Raw genomic sequence first — 17,275 nt, 5'->3', positions numbered from 1 at the left:
AATGGATTACCAAGCACTTCTGGTAGCAGCAAATGATGTTATTGCCTGCATCGACAATAACGCTCCCAGGCACACCTCTGCCCATGTCCTGACATCAATTAGAAACCAGATGGTTTTTATTCGTGATAACGCTGCGGCTGGCCGAAATCCAGCAACTGAGCTATCGTCGGGAAGCAAATTTACCTATGCCGTGCTGGCCTCAAGAGAACTGGCCAGTCCGGACGAGATGGTGCTGCAGGATTTGATCGACAATGTCACCAAACTTATGATTAAAAAATGAGCGGGCCAAAAAGTATTGCTACCGTTGCTTACTAAGCTAAGCTTTTCATAACTGCAGCAATAAAGAACAGAAAAATGATCCTGACTATGCCGTTCAATAACAATACCCAGGTTAATTTTGAGCCTTTAACCGGTAATATTACTGCCGAAATTGATGACGCTCTGACCACCGGTATTCTGCACCATGTCGCCGGTCATAATATTGCGTTATACGCCGAGGATAATAAGCTTAAACTACAAATCGATAGCAAAATATGGCATTTTGCCGCCGACAAGCTGAATATCTGTTACCAGCACAACCCGGAAACTCGCACCACCCAGTTTGATGTCACCTCTGCTGAAGGGAAGTTCAGTGTCGAGTACCCTGCCTGGTGGGCCGCTATTCCCAACTATCAGACGATTGAACCAGAGCAAGACCCGGACGAAGATTTTCTGGCCTATTTATGCCAGATCCTAACCTCTGCCACTATTCAGCAATCACTGCTGCATAAGTGGTCGGAATTAAGTCCGTGACAGAATAACGACAAGTTATTGCAATCTCAAAAGCTGCGATAGCCAATGCCAAAATGCAAAACGCCAACCCGAAGGTTGGCGTTTTTATTCACCCTGGCTGCTAATTACTTAGCGTCAGATTTCGTGCGGCGCAACCGACGGCCACCCACTAACGCCAGTAAACCAACACCAAAAGCGGCCAGCGTGGCCGGTGCCGGCACATCTACTGCGATGTCGCGGCCAGGTGCAGCAGTAACGGTTATATTATCAATAAAGTTACCCAGCGTTGTGCCACTGATAGACGTTAAATTCAACGTAGAAGTACTGCCGGTAGCAGTGAAACTATTGAAGAAATAACTCCAGCCAGCAACGACATGGTCAGTCATATTCCAGCTTACATCAGCTACCGATACTGAAAACGCTTCGGTATCTTTGCTGCGGGCGCGGTAGAAAAAGCTCAGATTATATTCACGGCCAACTTCAGTAGCAAAGGTCTGAAAAATGGTCCATTTTCCATTTATTTTACTACTATCATTAGAATTTAATTCAATAAAATTGTTACCACTGGGCGCGGTTACTGAGTTATATGCGTTCCATATTTCAATATCGCTGCCCTGCCAACCGGCTACGGCAGTGCTGGCAAAAACTTTCCACTTATTGCTCGCAACAAAATTCTCTTCAAAATCGCCGTTCACAATTAACGTGGCATGGCTGCTGAAACTGGCGGCCAACAAGGTGGCTGCACCTAACAAGGTACGAACAGAAACTAATGACATCTTGATCCCTCAAACATTCTGCTAATTAGCGGTTACTAAACGCTCACATCATACCAGTACTGATTAAATATCGGAACATATGTTACGTGTTTTTTTTAAAAACAAAATCCTTCTATTTAAATTGGCAAAGCGGATCCTGGGCAGTTGTATGGTCATCGGCGTGTTATAAACCAATCATTGTATAAGTCGCTTCGGTTAACTACTATAATCAGCTGATTGTTCTCTGCTCTAAGCGCATCCTCAATGAACTATGCCATTATTTTTACTGCTCTGCTGGCCCTTGCCCCACTTAATACTCAGGCTGCAGTGCCGGGTCGGGCGTCAAGCCCTGCAACACTACCCAGCACGGCGCGAGCCAGCGACGCCTATGGCAGTATCCACAGCGAGCTGTTACTGGCGCGCTATCCGGTATTCGCCAGCGAATATGCCGCTTATCAGCCTTCGGCTGGCGAACTGGCTCAGATGCAAAGCCTTGAAGGCTTACAAGTAGTGGTATTATTCGGTAGTTGGTGTCACGACAGCGAACGCGAAATACCGCGCCTGCTTAAATTACTGCAACAATCAGAGGTCGAGCTCAGTAGTTTGCAATTAGAGGCGGTAAACCAGCAAAAACAGCACCCGCAACAGTTGCACAGCCAATACGACTTACGTTACACCTCTACTATTATTGTGCTGGATAACGGCCGGGAATTAGGAAGAATAATAGAAAAGCCCAGCAAGTCGCTGGCAGAAGATCTAGCAGAATTAGTGGCGCGTGACACAAAGTAAAAAAATGACATCTCAGCAGTATTAAGCCGGTTTAGACCAACGTCTAAACCGGCTTAACAGGGTAATAATCTTAATTATTTTCTTCAGCTTCGTCCTGAATCGCCTCACCCGCACTCTCAATATCTTCGCCGGCGCCTTCAATCGTCGCGCAAGAGGCCAGTGCGGTACTAAATAGTGCAACCATTACCAACGTCAACCAACGGGGTGTTTTATTTTCCATGGTGTTCTCCTTGTTCATTACCAGAGTGTGTTTATCAGCGTCATAGCAAGCACTTCAGCTTAATCAATTTCTGCAGCTATCTCTTACTAAGCTCAAATAAAGCAAAAAGCAGACCATTTTTAATGCATTGTTTTTATTAAGTTTATATAAGTAACGTTGTAAGTTGTGCTTATACTAATTACAACAACCCCGGAATATCTTTCAACAAAGCTCAGGCGTAAAACAAAGCGGCCACCACCTGCACCAATACCCAGTCCGCATTGATCTCATGCCGGGTATGGCTGCCAAGCAGTCATACCCGGCAGCAAATAACGCCGTTTATGGCAATTTAACGCATCCTTGGTATATCATCTAAGTCATGAATTCTTGCACGGATTATTATCTAAACTGATTACACCTATAACAGCGCTATTCACTAACTTGCATATAATCCTTACTCATGGACATTCCTATGGCTGTAGATACCCAATATCACCCACTCGTCCCTATTTACAGCGATACCTTTAACACCTGCTTTTACTGCGGTTGTATTGCTGCCGGGCATGACTATGCGCCGCCGTTGCAGTATCTGGAGTTTTACCTGGCGACTCGCGAGCCCAGTGAGTTTTTAAAAATACCGGCCTGTAATGAATGCCATGAGCACCTGAAAAGCTGTAAAGCCGGCACTCTGGATGAGCGGCGCAATTTTGCCAGAAAGAAGCTGGCAAAAAAATATGCCAAAGCGCTGACGATTTATGAAATGTGGACTGAAGATGAGCTGGCCACTCTGGATTTTAGCTTGCGCCACAGTATTGAAGCAGGCTTAAAACTGGGCGCGGAAACGACTGAGCGGCTGGCTTACCCCGGTTTTGCTTATGAAGCCGCTGGCCAGCAGCACCAGGTGCACTTCAGCGAGGCGCCGGTATTTGAGGTGTTTGGTGAGCAGTTTGATACCTTTCGCGAAGCGCTCGATTTTGCCAGCAAAGCATACCGCATACCAAAAAACGCGTTAAAAGAAGCTTTTGCCGAGCACGATAACAACTTTGAGCTGGCCATTCAGGCCGTGCATAAAGCAGCCGCCGATAAAGAATTTAACCAGCAGCTGAAACAGCAATGCGCAGCTTTTGCCAAGCAACATAAACAGGCGATTATTTTTGTGCACAAGCAGGTAGAGCGTTACCTTTCTGAAAATGACGAGATGACCATAACCGAAGCGTTGCAGTATTTGTATGACACGCGGGTAAAGCCAGCAAAAGCCATACGTGACTAAGCAATGCCTGCTACGCTATAACTATCTTTAAAAGATACTGTCTTTAGCAGAGAGTGCGTTTGCAATGAAATATCACCCTAAATTTAAAATCTGGCTGGATAACAAAGTATTAATTGCCAAGGTGCAGGGCAGCTGGAGCCAACAGAACGCGGAAGATTTTGCCCGGGAGCTGAAAGCGGCTGCCAAACCGTTACTGGGCGAAGACTGGGCGAGTATTATTCTGCTTGATAGCTGGCAGTTAGGGGTGCCTGGCATTGAACCCATTATAAAAGACCTGGTTAGCTGGAAGATTGAGCGTGGCTTGGGCTATTCCGCCCATGTTTACTGGCCCAGTATCGTGAAAGAATTCCAGCTGGACCGAATGATAAAGGATATTGCAGGTCGGTTTAAGGTGCAGAAATTTGAGCACCCTGACCAGGCTTTCGAATGGCTGGCCAGCAAAGGCTTTACTACCAATAACCAGCAGAAATTAGCGATTGATTAAGCCGCTTTACTGCGCTGGATCAAGCTGATGCCGTTAACCACTGCTATGCTTAAGCATCCTGATATATAACGGCAACTTATATGCAACCCACCGCCAGAACCTGCGGCATCAAGGTTAGCTGATATGGCTTCGATATCTGATCTTATAGTGATAGCAACGGCGGTTGTTATCATCTTATTTATTGCCGGGTTGCTTTGCCTGCGACTGCTTGATTACCGGGCAGATAAACAATTGATACGAAAGCTTATTGCTCAGCATCCTCCCCACCCTGGCCATTTTCACCCTGTAATGCTGCAAGACTTACCAGAGGCGGCCAAACGCTTTTTCCAATTTAGTATTGCACCGGGTACCCCGTTGTATACGGTGGCCAATATTGCCATGACCGGCCAGTTTAGTCTGGGCAATAGCAAACGGCCTGACTATCTGAACATGAAGGCAATGCAAACCCTGGCCTTTCCTGGCGGCTTTGTCTGGCAAATGCAAGCACGGCGTCAGCTGCTGAGAATATCGGGTTCTGACAGTGCCAGCTGGACCCGGTTCTGGTTGCAGGAGTTGCTACCTGTGGCGCGCGCCGGTGCCAGCCTCGACCATCGCCGATCGGCTTTTGGTCGCTATGTGGCAGAGGCGGTATTCTGGACCCCTGCGGCGGTATTACCCGGGCCAGGGGTTAAGTGGTCCCATCTGAATGAGCATAGTGCCCGCTTAACGGTTACCCATCTGGGGCTGGAGCAAGTTGTCGATTTAACCGTTGCCGACAATGGTCAGCCGCTGCACGTGAGCTTTATGCGCTGGAGCAATGCCAACCCGCAACATCGCTATATTCTGCAGCCTTTCGGCGGCTATTTATCTAATTTTCGGGAATTTGGCGGGTTCAGACTACCGGCCCACGTTGAAGCCGGCAATCACTTTGGTACCGATGATTATTTTGCCTTTTTTATCGCCGATATTAATAGCATCAGCTGGCCACAGCAATCAAACTCCCCAGCCGGCTGATAACCGAAACGGCAGCAGCACATGAGTATTGTTATGTGCTGCCCCTGCGCCAGCTTACTGCGCGCCCGGCTCAGCGAATTTAGTTAGCCAGGCTTTTACCTCGTTATACCAGTAAATAGAATTATTCGGTTTTAAGATCCAGTGGTTTTCATCCGGGAAGTAAATCATCCGCGATTCTACCCCACGGCTTTGCAAGGTACGGAATAACTCAAAGCCCTGCCCCACCGGTACCCGTAAATCCTGCTGGCCATGAATCACCAGGGTTGGGGTATTAAATTTGTTGGCATGGTAATGCGGCGAGATTTGTTTATACAGCTCAGGGTTTTCCCAGAAACCACCAAAGCGGGTGCTGTGCACAGCAAAATCGGCGGCCATTTGTGAGTACATATTATATACCGCCGCATGAATAAGCAGCGCTTTATACGGGTGCTCGGTACCCAGCAAAATGGAAGTTAAATACCCACCATAGCTGGCACCACCGGCGACCATACGATCAGTATCTATCCAGCTTTGGTTTTCAAACCATTTAGTAGCCGCCTGAATATCGGCCAGCGGTTTAGTGCGCCAGTCCGGGTTAATGGCATCGGCAAAGTCCTGACCAAAACTGCTGGAGCCGTGAAAGTTAGGCCAGGCCGTAACATAACCCCAGGAAGCAAAGGTTTGTGAGTTCCAGCGGTAGCTGAAGCTGTTGCTGAAGGCATTGTGTGGCCCGCCATGAATAAGCATTAACAGCGGGTACTTTTTGCTTTTATCAAAACCCGGTGGGTAATGGATCCACATTTGAATGTCTTTGCCTTCAGCGCCCTGATAGGTTACCGACTCGTATGTCCCCAGCTCAACGTTGCTTAAAATATCATCGTTACAGCTATCCAGCCGGCGGGTACTGCCATTGCGCGGGTTGATGCTGACTAAACGCGCTGGATATAAAAAACTGTCGTTGGTGGCAATCAGGTCATTGCCAGCCTGCACCGGCTGACCAAAACTGGTTTCGCCGCTAATGGCCCGTGGCTTGCCTGTGCGGGCATCAATATAGTACAGACGGCGGGTAGCGGCGTCGTCAATACTGGCGTAAAAGCCACGGCCATCATTAGCCCAGGCAAAATTGCTGACTGAGCGATCCCAGTCACTGGTGAGCACCCGGCTGGTTTTTTTAGCCAGGTCATACACCACCAGACGGGCGGTATCGGCATAAAAGCCTTGCAGTTGCTGCCGGCTGAACGCCAGGCTTTTACCATCCGGGCTGAACGTTGGGTTGCTGTCGGGTGCCTGATTGTCTTTGGTCAGGTTTTCGGCGGTATTACTCTGTGCATTGGCGCCGTCAAGCCGGGCTAGAAAAATATCAATTTTCGGGTCTACCTGGTTATCCCAACCATTGGCATTAAAGGCCACGTATTGCTCGTTACTGTCAATATCATAACTGCCGGCGCTTTGGTTTGAGCGCGGTAACTGCTGGCCCAGTGGCAGAGTTATGGGCTGAATATCACCGCCGCTTGCGGCTATGCGGTACAGGTGTGCCTGACGGTTTTCCTCCAGATAACGGTCGAAATACGAATAGGGCAAGGCATTCCATTGTTTGGCGGATACTTTTTGCTCTTTATCTTCTTTTAACCGGGCTGTCATTTCCTGCCAATTTTCATCCGGCCACACCCGGCTGATAAAGTATAAATGCTTGCCCACCCATTTAATGCCCGACACCCCGGTGGGCACCTCGGTCAGACGTATGGCTTCACCCGGTTTATTCATGGGCAGCAAATAAATCTGGCCGGCGTCGTCTTTATCGCGCTGGCTGATAAACGCCAGGGTCGTACCATCGGGTGAAAAGGTGGGCTCGCTGGCACGCATGCCCTCTGCGGTTAAGGCGCGTTGCTGCTGGCCATCGGCACTGAACAACCATAACCGGGTATGGCTTTTATCGGTTTTTACATCGTAGCCGGCCACCGGTGCCACGATGGTTTTGCCATCTTTTGAGACTTCCGGCGTGCCTATGCGTTGCAGTTGCCATAATCGTTCGACGGTTAAGCTGCGCTCAGCAGCGCTATCGCTGCTCTCATTCAAACTGGTACTGTTCTGACTGTAGACGCTGGTGCTGAGAAGCAGTACGACAGGTAACAGACAAAACAGCAGGTGTTTGGTTTTCATGAAAAATACTCCAGGATGGTTGCTGTTAACAAAATTTTGTTGCTCTAGCATAGTCTATCTTAAGCCACCAGGCTGATAAGGTAACTAACTAAGCGGATATATTCGTTGAGCTGGCAGGAGTTTTCCCTTATCTTGAGCATTGCTAACGGGTACTGGGCTGATTGCTAAATGCCATTAAGGGCACTAAAAAAATTCGCATGGCCTTTTTGGTGCATCGTATTGCTTGCAGTTATGCAGCACATTTATGCTGTCGAAAAGGCGTTTCTGGTAGATTTTAAGCGGTTCGAGCGCTATATCGGACAGCATACTGCTGCCCCTGTTCCGGTGTCTTCTGAATGGCAGGCACTGCTGCTTTCCGCCTCAACGCTTGGCGTGTCTGAGCAGCTTAGCGCCGTAAATACCTTTTTGCATCAGTCGCTAACCTATATGCCGGACATTATGCTGTATGGTGTGGAAGACTACTGGGCCAGCCCGGCCGAACTGTTTGCCCGCCAAAAAGGGGATTGCGAAGACTGGGCTATTGCCAGCTATATCAGTTTGCGGGCGCTGGGCATACCCGATGCCCAGCTACGGCTGGTGTATGTGCGTGCTCAGGTTGGCCCGGCTAACAGCGGCTTAAGCCAGGCACATATGGTGCTTGCCTATTATCCTGATACTGATGCTGAACCGCTTATTTTAGACAGTTTGATTCAGACCATTTTGCCAGCCTCTGCCAGAACTGACCTGACCCCGGTATTTAGTTTTAATTCTACCGGGTTGTGGGCTGGTAGTGGTAATCAGAAATCCAGACAAAGTGCGACCGCGCGGTTATCCAGATGGCGTGATCTTGTACAACGATTAGAACTGCAGGGGGTCATATTATGACACCTACAACAACCGGGTTAAGGGGTAGCGAATGTCGCTGATTAAGCAATTGTGGATTGCTATTATTGTTATCGTATTACTGGCCTTTGGCAGCAGTTTTTTTATCAGTGCCTACCAGACTAAAAATTATCTGGCAGAGCAGCTACAGGTAAAAAACATCGATAATGCCACCGGCATGGCGCTGACGTTATCCCAGATGGAAAAAGACCTGACCACCATTGAACTGATGCTTGCCGCCCAGTTCGACACCGGCTATTACCGGCGTATTGCGCTGAAGGATGTGGCCGGCAATATCGTGACCGAGTTCAGCCTAACAGCACAACCGGTTAACGCTCCTGATTGGTTTATCAGCTTACTGAATTTTGAGATAAAGCCCGGTATTGCTCAGGTTCAGGACGGCTGGCAGCGTTTTGGCAGCATAGAGCTGGAAAGCCAGACCGATTACAGCCTGGTGGCATTATGGCAAATAACTAAAGATCTGGCGCTGGGCTTTCTGATTATTGCCATGGGCTGCGGCATTACCGGCAGTATTTTACTAAACCGGGTTCGCCGGCCGCTAAATCAGGTGGTATACCACGCCGAGGCCCTGGGTAACCGTCAGTTTATTACCAGTGATGAACCGGCTACTTTTGAGCTGAAACGGCTGGTGGTGGCAATGAACCGCCTGACTGGCCGGGTACGCCTGATGCTGGAGCAGGAGCGCAAGCAACTTGATCAGCTGCAGCGCCAGTATGAGCTTGACCCGGTAACCAGCGCTTTTAACCGGGCATATTGTGCCAGCTGGCTGGAAGGTTATTTTAATAACAGCGAGCGCAGCGAAATAAAAAGTGTTTTTTTACTCAGAGTAACCAACCTGCAAGGAATTAACCTGCAACTTGGCCGCAGCGAAACGGACAACTGGCTAAGGCTGCTGGTTAACACCGTTCAGCAATATCATGGGGTGCGTTTAGTCAGCAGGTTAAACGGCAGTGACTTTTTTGTGGTATCAGACCAGGTAACCACTACCTCCTCGATGTGTGAGCAACTGCTAGGCCAGCTGAATACCGAATGTCTGCTGGATAGTAACCATACCACCGCCCCGTTATTACTGGTTGGCCTGTCGCTGGACGCCATGAGCAGCCGCCAGCAAACCTTGTCGCAACTCGATGCCATGCTGGTTGAAGTGGAATCGGCGCCACCGTTGCAAAGTAAGACCCTGCAACAGCCTCAGCCATATGACACGCTGGCGGACGCCACAGCCTGGCTTAAAGCCATTAAGCAGGCTATTGATGCAGACCGTATTATGCCGAAGCTGTACCCGGTGCAGCGCCGTGATGGCAGCCTGTTGCATCAGGAAGCAATGCTACGGCTGAACATTAATGATGAATGGTTGTCAGCAGGTCAGATCCTGGGCTGGGCCAGACGTTATCAGTTTACCAGCCAGCTGGACAGCGCCATGCTTAACCGTGCCCTCGGCCAGCTTAGCGCGGATAACAGCTTACAGCTGGCGCTCAATATTTCGGACCAAACCCTGACCACGGTGGCGGTGCATTATCAGCTGCTGACCTTACTACAGACAGTGCCAAAGTCAGTGTGTCAGCGCTTGTCACTGGAATTTGATGAACGGCTGGTGATTAAACATCAGCTATTGTTTATCAGTTTTGCCTCTGCGTTAAAAGCACTGGGGGTGAGTGTTGGCCTGCAAAAATGTGGCTATGCCATTAACGATATTCAGGATCTGGAAAAACTAGGTATAGATTATTTGAAAATTGATGCGGCTATTGTGCTGCGTTATCAGACTAGCGAGGCGGCTAAGTTACTGGCAGGATTAATTAAACTGGCGCATACCCTAAGTTTACTGGTCATTGCCGAAGGGGTGGTGTCAGTAGAGGATATTAACGGCTTACATCAGTTAGGATTTGATGGCCTGACCGGCCCTGGCATTGCCTGAGTAAGGCTCAGGGCATAATGCTGTCGTCGGCGTCTTCCTCCAGCAGATTTAAGGTTTTCATGTCATGGCGTAAGGTTTTTCGGTTTAACAGTTTAATCTGCGCTGCCATGGGTAGTTCGGTAAACCTGATGGTACCACTGGCGGTAAGCAGCTCGACTAAATCTTCCAATACCCGTGCTAACTCAGCATCGGAGTGCTGCAACTTTTTACTGTGGCTAAGCTCCCTGTTGGCCAGTTCGTACGCTGGAATATTTTTCTGCATAAATTGCAGCAAGCCCGGGTCATTATTGGATACAAATTCAGGATAGTCAGCAGATTGCTCTGTGCTTAAGGCCACTATTTCATTATTGCTGGCGCGTTTAACGTACATCAGAGCCATCCTCTAGAGAAGCATTATCAGTTGTAATCGGTCTTTAATACCCAGCTTAGCAAAGGTTGCAGTAAGGTGTTGCTTTACGGTTCTTTCCGTTATAAATAAACTTTCGGCGATGACTTTATTGCTCAGTCCACGGCGGGCAAGGCTGGCTACCTCATATTCCCGTTTTGACAAGCGGTTTTCAAAAGACTGCCAGCTATGCTGCGAGGGAATAACCTGAGATAAAAACTGATTTAACTGATTTAGCAACGAAGCCGGGATCCACAAGGCACCGCTGTTTACCGTATTAACGGCCTGGACAAAATTTACACTGTTACTGCCGGCATCCATATAACCTTTGCCGCCTAAGGTTAACGCCAGCTGCAATTCCGTAATACTAAGTTGCTGGCTGATCACAATAACCAGCGCTTTGCTACTATGTTGCTGCACCAGAGTTTGCCAGTCGCTGCGACCACTGTGAATTAACACCACTGTGCCTGCCGGCAATGGGCTGCTGGCAATGGCAGGAAAGGTATGCACTGCGGCCTGATTAAATGCCGTACACCAGCTAGAGGCGGTAAAACCCGGTGTTGTGTATATGACAACGCTGGTCATTTTTCCGCTACCTCTCTGTCATTGCGTTGCTTTTCGCCCGCAGCAAGGGTTTAAGTAGATACGACAGTACCGTACGCTTACCGGTGACAATATCTACCTGCACCGTCATCCCGGGCAAAATGGTAAGTTTATCGTCCAGTTTCTGGCTGGCCGTGCTTAATCTGACTACGTAGTAGGTGTTGTCTTTTTCATCGGTGACCGTATCGGCACTAATATGACTGACCGTGGCCTGCAAGCCACCAAAAATAGCAAAGTCATAAGCACTGATCCGGATAGTAGCTTGTTGCCCACGCTGAATAAACGCGATATCCCTTGGCGATATCCGGGCCTCGATCAGTAAGGTGTCATCTAAGGGCACAATATCCATAATATCCCGGCCCGGCGTTAATACTCCACCCACCGTATTAATATGCAGCCGCTGGATAGTGCCACGCATCGGTGATTTAACCTCGGCTTGCTGCACCATATCCACCAGCCCGGTTTGTAATTCAGCCAGGGCCGCCAGTCGGGCTCGTGATTCAGACAACTGATTACGCCAGCGGTTAAGTACCGTCAGCTTAATTTCTTTTAGCTTGTTTCCGGCTTCCATTAATGCGGACTCGGCCCGGGCTACATTGGCCTCAGCCCGTTTCATTTCACCGCTGGCTCTGGCGACATCACGCTCCAGGCGTAATATATCAATATCTGACACCGCACCCGACGCCAGCAACGGCTTGGTTACGGTCAACTCTTGATTAGTTAACGCCAGGGTTTGGCTATACTGTGCCAGAGCCGCCCGGGCTTCCACCACTTCTTGCTGGCGTTGCTGTTGCTGCTGCGCCTGGACAGCCAGTTGCTCATTTAATTCCGCCAGACTATTCCGGTATAACTGTATTTCATGCGCCAACCGCTCAGGAACCAGGGTTTGCAGATGCTCAGGAAACTGCGGCTCTGCTTCATTGGTCAGAGCAATAAGCCTGGCCACTTCAGCTTCCAGCGCATAAAACTGCGCTCTGTTTTCCGCCAGATTAGAAGATGAGCGGGTAGCGTCGACAGTAAGCAGCACCTGGCCGGTGTCGACAACCTGACCTTCCCGCACCATAATTTGGGTAACCAGGCCACCGTCCAGCGACTGGATAGTTTGCAATTGCTGTGAGGTAACGACCTTGCCATCGCCCCGGGCTATTTCATCCAGTGGGGCAAAACCAGCCCAGATTAGCAACAACACCACCGCCAGAGCGATAGCGTACAGCAGCCTTCTGGCCGATAACGGCGATTGCGCAATACGCGCCCATTCAGCTTCGGTTACCCAGTCTTTAGAATATTTCAGCCCAGGGTTACTCATGTACTGGTACCCTTAATTCTGCCCTGACGCAATGCTTCCATTACAGTGTCTTTCGGGCCGTCTGCAATAATTTTGCCGTTATCAATAACAATAATCCGGTTTGCCAGGGCCAGCAGCGGGCTGCGGTGCGTGATCAGCAACATGGTTTTTCCCTCTGCATAGCCGCCTAAATGCGTGCGAAACGCTTGTTCACTGCTGTGGTCAAGCGCTGCGGTGGGTTCATCCAGTAACAAAATTGGCGGGTCGTTATACAAGGCCCGGGCAATAGACACTATTTGCTTCTGGCCTCCTGACAGATTCTGGCCTCTCTCACCTACCTGCATGTCAAACCCTGCAGGGTGTTGGCTTATAAACTGACTCAAGCCGGAGATATTACAAATATTAAGAAAGTGCTCAGCACTTTTTGGTGTCGACGCCAGTTCAATGTTGTAACGCAATGTACCACTGAACAAGGTAATATCCTGTGGCACATAACCAATGTTATTTCTTACCTGATGAATATCTAACTGGTTGATATCGATGCCATCAAGCAACACCTGCCCCTCGGTCGGTTCATGCAGGCCCAGAATTAACTTTTCCAGGGTGGACTTACCTGAACCGTTGCGGCCGAGAATGGCGACATGTTCGCCGGGCTCGATACAAAAGCTGACATTGCTTAACGACGGTAAATCGTCATCCTGATAACTGAAGCTAACCCGTTTAAATTCTATTTTTCCCTGCAGTAATGGCTTACTAATGGTATTTTGGCTGGCATCCTGCTCTGAAGGGTATTGCATCAGCACATCAAGGTTTTCGTAAGCTGATGAGGCATAATGAAATTGCGCCAACAAGCCGGCAGCCTGACTTACCGGCGCCAATGCCCGTGATGACAGCAAAAAGACCGCAATCAGGCTGCCCTGAGTCATGTTGCCATCAATGAGCAAATATACCCCGATAATAATGACCGCAACGCCCACCAGCTGCTGAATAAATGCGGTAAAATTACTGACTGATGCCGATACGGCGCGCATTTTCGCGCTATTGTGGGCGCACGCTAACGACAGTTGCTCCCATTTATACTGAATATTCGTTTTCACGTTGCTGGACTTTGCCGTTTCGAGCGAGCCAATAGCTTCAATTAAGGTGGTATTGCGCTCGGCCGCCGACTTAGCCGACTCGTCAGACAGAAACTTAAGTTTGCGCTGCGCGAAGTAAGCGTATATCAGCGAAATTAACGCCCCGACAATAATTGGCAACAGCAAAGGCGGGCTGATGATGGTAATAACCACACAGTACAACAATACGAAAGGTAAATCGGCCAGGGCAACGATGGTTAACGAGCCAATAAAGCCCCTGACCGCTTCAAAAGACTGCACAATAGAAGCAAAAGCGCCGGTAGATTGTGGCCGGTTTTTCAGCTTCATCGACAACACTTTGTCCATAATTGCCGACGACATCATGACATCGGTTTTACTGGCGGCTATATCGACAAAATGATGGCGGAGCAACTTTAAAACTAAATCTGCCAGTAGCACCAGGGTAATGCCTGATGCCAATACCCAAAGCGTATGAGTAGCCAGGTTAGGCACCACCCGGTCATACACGTTCATGACAAACATCGGCATCGACAACGCAAACAGGTTAATCAGAATCGCTGCAAGCAATACATCCCGGTACAAGCCCCAGTTTTGCCTGATAACCCCCCAGAACCAATGCAAATGCGCTGGCAACTTAAAGTGGTTGGTTTTTTGCTCGGCATCTGTTTTCGGGCGAACATAAATTACGGTGCCGGCATAATCGCTATTAAGCTGGTCAAGGTTGACGGTTGCCACACTATGCGGCAGCTCGGGGTAACTAATCACCACTTGTTTTGTATCGTGGTCAATCTGGTGAACAATACAGGCTTTGTTGTCTTGCAGCGTTATGATGGCAGGCAACAATGCGGCATTAAGCTGTTGCAACGGTCGCTGCAGTATTTTTGAGGCCAGTTTGGCCCGCTCGGCTGCCCGGTTAAACACCGCCGGGCTTAGCATGTTATCGGCCAGTGGCAAACCACTGATCAACGCCGCCGGACTTACCGCATGCTGATGAAATTCACAAATATAAAGTAATGCTTCAAAAAGCGGCCCACCGGTATGTTGGTTATCTGGTATCAATGGGCTGCTTCCTGTATCCGGGGTGTATTATTCATCTCGCAGCACAGGACTCTCATCCCTTGCACGTACCACGGCTTCGATCCGGCGATTTAAATTATGAGCCGCTTCGGTATCAGCTTCCGATAACCGCCTGCCAGAGCCAAAGCCTTTGGTAGCGATACGCGTTTCATCAATATTAAATTTTTCCACTAACATGGTTTTCACCGCGTCAGCGCGTTGTTGCGATAATACATTGTTATACCATACCGCACCTTGCGCTGAGGTATGGCCGTTAATCTCAGTAGTGGTATTCGGATAACGCTGCAAAAACGCAGCGAAATTGGCAACGTCAGACTCGCTCTCTGCGTCAATAACACTCGAATCATGGTCGAACTTGATCTCTAAAGTGAAACTCACCATTTTTTCAGTAAAAATGGAACAACCTCTGGCATCCACTTTATCGGTTTGAGGTGTGTTAGGACAATAGTCTGCCGCATCTTTTACGGAATCATTGTCGGCATCGCTATTCATTTGCAGGCTTTCATATACATCGATCGCCGGGCATGCCGTATCTGGGTCTACACTGAGTTTCTCTGCACCAAGTTCGGTTAATGACGGCCAGCTATCAGACGTTAAACCCAGGGTGCTAAGTAAGGTTCCCATGCCTGCCAGTGTTCTGGCTTTGGCTACGCTGAGACTAAAACTGGCAGCAAGGTAGGCTCTGCTGGCCTGGAAATATTCGTTTTCAGAATCCAAAACATCCAGCAGAGAACGCTGGCCAATGTCAAACTGTTGCTTATAAGCAGTTCTTACTTTGTCGGACGACAACCGGTGTTGATTTAACAGTGGCAGCTGTTCTAACAGTTTATTACTGTCATTGTAAGAAATCTGAATGGTCTGGCGAATATTTAAACAGGCTTGGTCTCGTAACTCCTGCGCCAGGTTAATTTCTGAGTAAGCCCGTTTTAACGTGGCCGAGTCCCGGCCGCCATTGTAAAAGTTATACTTAATTTCAATACCGACCCGAGCTTCGTTCTCATCAGTTCTCAGGCCGATATCTGAGTAGTTCTGATAACCATAACTGCCCACCAGATTAACAGACGGCTTGAAATTAGCTTTCTCTGTTTTTGCTGCAAACTCTGCTGCCTTAATATTTCTAAGAGCAGCATGGTACGCAGGGCTGACCTGATAAGCCTGGCGCAATGTCTGGCTTACTGAACCAGGTAGTGCATCGGCTATCACCACTTCGCTCATGTTCTCTGCTGGCAGTTCGCCCACCACTCTTAAGTAACGGGTGGTCACATCATGCAGGTTTGACGTTTCGGTAATGACATTACTTTGCGCCAACGATACCCGGCCACTTATTTGCTCTAAATCAGCCAGTTTGGCTACACCGGCTTTAGCACTACTTTCGATTTGACGATACACTTCAAAATGCTTGTTTAAGTTATCCTGAGCCAGGGCAACCAACTTGCGCTGTGCCAGAACATCCTGATAAGCGCGGTAAGCTTCTAAGGCAACAACCTCTGCCGTTTCCAGCAAATTAAAATAAGCGACTAACTGAAAGTTAGAAAAGCGCTTAACTTCTGAGCGGGTGCGACTGCCGTCGTAAAGCATCTGAGTAAGGGAAAGCCGGGCGTAGGCACCGTCATATTCTCTGACAAAACCATAATTTTGCTTTTGGTACTGGTATCCTACCGTACCGTCAACAGTAGGCTTATAGCCCGCTCTGGCGGCATTAACATTTTCGCCCGACGCCAGGAATTCGTGCCATTTTGCCAACACATCAGGATTTTTCTCAATCGCTGTTTTCGCTGCGTCCTGTACGGATGTTGAAGCATAACCAGGTATTGACAAGGTAGTGAGGAACAGAAAAACAAAAAATTGAAATCCCTTCCAGGTTAGTACAGCTTTCACTCTATTTATATCCTTTAAATAACAAACGGCTAAAGTGCGCAAATTATATCCTATTGCTAAGCCTGCTGGCTACAGTTGTTAACAATCACAATTTATCTTTAATCTAATAAACTGTACCGAGGTCCAATAGTTTTAGTTCAGTTAATTCCTTAAAATAGCCGTTGAAGTGGTTAACTTATGGATATTCCTTATTATGTCAAAAATCGTAGCTCAAGTTGTTGAAGGTATTGTCGAAGTAAAATCTGCTGACGGTGAAGTAAGAATGCTTCAGCAAGGCGATATTCTGATGCCTGGTGATACTATTATTACCAGTGAAGGCAGCTCGGTTGTGTTGGCATATCTCAATGAGACCACGGTGATCGCTGAAAATCAGACCATTGTTATTTCTGACAGTTGGTTACAAACCGATGTTGCCGCAGAAGATTCGGTTGTGGATCTCAATTCAGCTGAAAGCATTCTGGCTGTATTAGACGAAGAAGGCGATTTACTGGAGCAATTAGAAGCGACTGCCGCAGGTGGCGGTGGTACGGCAGAAAATAGCGGTAACAGCTTTGTCAGGTTAACCCGGGTGGTTGAGCTTAACGACCCTACTTTGCTCTCACCAGGCACTTTTGCTGCAGTTGAACCTATTGTCGACACCCCAATTGCCGCCGTTGCTGCTGCAGACGATACGCCGGTGCTGCAGCCAGCCATTGTCCAGGTCGATAATATTACAGCAGATGACATTATTAATGCCGCAGAAGCTGCCGCAATGAT

The 17,275-nt window shown here is 48.6% G+C and carries 17 protein-coding genes; 9 read left to right on the top strand and 8 right to left on the bottom strand.

The features are described from left to right. Position 1 precedes the first annotated feature (1 nt). Both B2X65_RS02365 and B2X65_RS02360 read left to right on the top strand, forming a co-directional pair. Entirely contained in the window at positions 2 to 280 is a 279-nt protein-coding gene (locus B2X65_RS02365) for a hypothetical protein (RefSeq protein WP_290610376.1), read from the top strand. A 74-nt stretch (positions 281 to 354) separates the two neighbouring features. Then, positions 355 to 792 carry a hypothetical protein gene (locus B2X65_RS02360; RefSeq protein WP_290610374.1) on the top strand — a complete coding sequence of 146 codons (438 nt, stop codon included), beginning with the start codon at positions 355 to 357 and terminating at the stop codon, positions 790 to 792. A 104-nt stretch (positions 793 to 896) separates the two neighbouring features. On the opposite strand, the gene B2X65_RS02355 is transcribed toward B2X65_RS02360, so the two are convergent. Then, on the bottom strand, positions 897 to 1,547 hold the full coding sequence (locus tag B2X65_RS02355; RefSeq protein WP_290610372.1) for a DUF642 domain-containing protein: 651 nt from the start codon (positions 1,545 to 1,547) through the stop codon (positions 897 to 899). 243 nt (positions 1,548 to 1,790) lie between these two features. Between B2X65_RS02355 and B2X65_RS02350 the strand changes: the two genes are divergently transcribed. Beyond that, positions 1,791 to 2,315, top strand: a complete 525-nt coding sequence (locus B2X65_RS02350; RefSeq protein ID WP_290610370.1) for a TlpA family protein disulfide reductase — start codon at positions 1,791 to 1,793, stop codon at positions 2,313 to 2,315. A gap of 70 nt (positions 2,316 to 2,385) precedes the next feature. On the opposite strand, the gene B2X65_RS02345 is transcribed toward B2X65_RS02350, so the two are convergent. Then, positions 2,386 to 2,535 (bottom strand): entericidin A/B family lipoprotein, encoded by a 150-nt coding sequence (locus B2X65_RS02345; protein WP_290610369.1) that lies wholly within the window; start codon positions 2,533 to 2,535, stop codon positions 2,386 to 2,388. A 451-nt stretch (positions 2,536 to 2,986) separates the two neighbouring features. On the opposite strand from B2X65_RS02345, the gene B2X65_RS02340 reads away from it, so the two are divergent. The 3 genes from B2X65_RS02340 to B2X65_RS02330 all read left to right on the top strand — a co-directional run bounded on the left by B2X65_RS02340 (position 2,987) and on the right by B2X65_RS02330 (position 5,261). Continuing rightward, a complete protein-coding gene (locus B2X65_RS02340; protein WP_290610367.1) occupies positions 2,987 to 3,784 on the top strand; it encodes a hypothetical protein in 798 nt (265 codons plus the stop codon). 64 nt (positions 3,785 to 3,848) lie between these two features. Next, positions 3,849 to 4,268: a hypothetical protein gene (locus B2X65_RS02335; protein ID WP_290610365.1), complete on the top strand. Its 420-nt coding sequence runs from the start codon at positions 3,849 to 3,851 to the stop codon at positions 4,266 to 4,268. A 123-nt stretch (positions 4,269 to 4,391) separates the two neighbouring features. Then, positions 4,392 to 5,261 carry a DUF6544 family protein gene (locus tag B2X65_RS02330; protein WP_290610364.1) on the top strand — a complete coding sequence of 290 codons (870 nt, stop codon included), beginning with the start codon at positions 4,392 to 4,394 and terminating at the stop codon, positions 5,259 to 5,261. Positions 5,262 to 5,315: 54 nt separating this feature from the next. Here the strand turns inward: B2X65_RS02330 and B2X65_RS02325 are convergent, their stop codons facing one another. Beyond that, positions 5,316 to 7,400, bottom strand: a complete 2,085-nt coding sequence (locus B2X65_RS02325; RefSeq protein ID WP_290610363.1) for a S9 family peptidase — start codon at positions 7,398 to 7,400, stop codon at positions 5,316 to 5,318. Between the two features lie 231 nt (positions 7,401 to 7,631). Here B2X65_RS02325 and B2X65_RS02320 point away from each other — a divergent pair, with 231 nt between their 5' ends. Beyond that, entirely contained in the window at positions 7,632 to 8,264 is a 633-nt protein-coding gene (locus tag B2X65_RS02320) for a transglutaminase-like cysteine peptidase (RefSeq protein WP_290610361.1), read from the top strand. A gap of 31 nt (positions 8,265 to 8,295) precedes the next feature. Then, the gene (locus B2X65_RS02315; RefSeq protein WP_290610359.1) at positions 8,296 to 10,194 is read left to right on the top strand and encodes a bifunctional diguanylate cyclase/phosphodiesterase; all 1,899 of its coding nucleotides are present in this window, start codon (positions 8,296 to 8,298) and stop codon (positions 10,192 to 10,194) included. A gap of 7 nt (positions 10,195 to 10,201) precedes the next feature. On the opposite strand, the gene B2X65_RS02310 is transcribed toward B2X65_RS02315, so the two are convergent. Genes B2X65_RS02310 through B2X65_RS02290 form a run of 5 tightly spaced genes read right to left on the bottom strand, consistent with a single transcriptional unit; the run spans position 10,202 to position 16,519 of the window. Next, complete coding sequence (locus tag B2X65_RS02310) at positions 10,202 to 10,564, bottom strand: tryptophan synthase subunit beta like protein (protein WP_290610357.1); 363 nt, start codon at positions 10,562 to 10,564, stop codon at positions 10,202 to 10,204. 12 nt (positions 10,565 to 10,576) lie between these two features. Further along, positions 10,577 to 11,164, bottom strand: coding sequence for a response regulator transcription factor (locus B2X65_RS02305; protein WP_290610355.1), 588 nt, complete (start codon positions 11,162 to 11,164; stop codon positions 10,577 to 10,579). Positions 11,165 to 11,171: 7 nt separating this feature from the next. Continuing rightward, positions 11,172 to 12,488 (bottom strand): HlyD family type I secretion periplasmic adaptor subunit, encoded by a 1,317-nt coding sequence (locus tag B2X65_RS02300; protein WP_290610354.1) that lies wholly within the window; start codon positions 12,486 to 12,488, stop codon positions 11,172 to 11,174. Further along, on the bottom strand, positions 12,485 to 14,623 hold the full coding sequence (locus tag B2X65_RS02295; protein WP_290610352.1) for a type I secretion system permease/ATPase: 2,139 nt from the start codon (positions 14,621 to 14,623) through the stop codon (positions 12,485 to 12,487). Before B2X65_RS02295 ends, B2X65_RS02300 begins: the two co-directional genes overlap by 4 nt. 27 nt (positions 14,624 to 14,650) lie before the next feature. Then, a complete protein-coding gene (locus tag B2X65_RS02290) occupies positions 14,651 to 16,519 on the bottom strand; it encodes a TolC family outer membrane protein (protein ID WP_290610351.1) in 1,869 nt (622 codons plus the stop codon). Between the two features lie 193 nt (positions 16,520 to 16,712). On the opposite strand from B2X65_RS02290, the gene B2X65_RS02285 reads away from it, so the two are divergent. Then, a partial coding sequence (locus B2X65_RS02285) for a retention module-containing protein (protein WP_290610350.1) occupies positions 16,713 to 17,275 on the top strand: 563 nt, incomplete at its 3' end.

The sequence above is a fragment of the Arsukibacterium sp. UBA3155 genome, from assembly GCA_002364615.1.
Taxonomy (GTDB): domain Bacteria; phylum Pseudomonadota; class Gammaproteobacteria; order Enterobacterales; family Alteromonadaceae; genus Alishewanella.
Note: the sequence above shows the minus strand (reverse complement) of the source record. Positions and strands in the feature narration are given on the sequence as shown.

Bases quoted from the DNA above. Each gene is read 5' to 3' on its own strand.
- B2X65_RS02360 (WP_290610374.1), top strand. From the start codon at position 355: ATGATCCTGACTATGCCGTTCAATAACAATACCCAGGTTAATTTTGAG.
- B2X65_RS02355 (WP_290610372.1), bottom strand. From the start codon at position 1,547: ATGTCATTAGTTTCTGTTCGTACCTTGTTAGGTGCAGCCACCTTGTTG.
- B2X65_RS02320 (WP_290610361.1), top strand. From the start codon at position 7,632: ATGCAGCACATTTATGCTGTCGAAAAGGCGTTTCTGGTAGATTTTAAG.
- B2X65_RS02345 (WP_290610369.1), bottom strand. From the start codon at position 2,535: ATGGAAAATAAAACACCCCGTTGGTTGACGTTGGTAATGGTTGCACTA.
- B2X65_RS02305 (WP_290610355.1), bottom strand. From the start codon at position 11,164: ATGACCAGCGTTGTCATATACACAACACCGGGTTTTACCGCCTCTAGC.
- B2X65_RS02325 (WP_290610363.1), bottom strand. From the start codon at position 7,400: ATGAAAACCAAACACCTGCTGTTTTGTCTGTTACCTGTCGTACTGCTT.
- B2X65_RS02335 (WP_290610365.1), top strand. From the start codon at position 3,849: ATGAAATATCACCCTAAATTTAAAATCTGGCTGGATAACAAAGTATTA.
- B2X65_RS02340 (WP_290610367.1), top strand. From the start codon at position 2,987: ATGGCTGTAGATACCCAATATCACCCACTCGTCCCTATTTACAGCGAT.
- B2X65_RS02300 (WP_290610354.1), bottom strand. From the start codon at position 12,488: ATGAGTAACCCTGGGCTGAAATATTCTAAAGACTGGGTAACCGAAGCT.
- B2X65_RS02330 (WP_290610364.1), top strand. From the start codon at position 4,392: ATGGCTTCGATATCTGATCTTATAGTGATAGCAACGGCGGTTGTTATC.
- B2X65_RS02315 (WP_290610359.1), top strand. From the start codon at position 8,296: ATGTCGCTGATTAAGCAATTGTGGATTGCTATTATTGTTATCGTATTA.
- B2X65_RS02310 (WP_290610357.1), bottom strand. From the start codon at position 10,564: ATGTACGTTAAACGCGCCAGCAATAATGAAATAGTGGCCTTAAGCACA.
- B2X65_RS02350 (WP_290610370.1), top strand. From the start codon at position 1,791: ATGAACTATGCCATTATTTTTACTGCTCTGCTGGCCCTTGCCCCACTT.
- B2X65_RS02365 (WP_290610376.1), top strand. From the start codon at position 2: ATGGATTACCAAGCACTTCTGGTAGCAGCAAATGATGTTATTGCCTGC.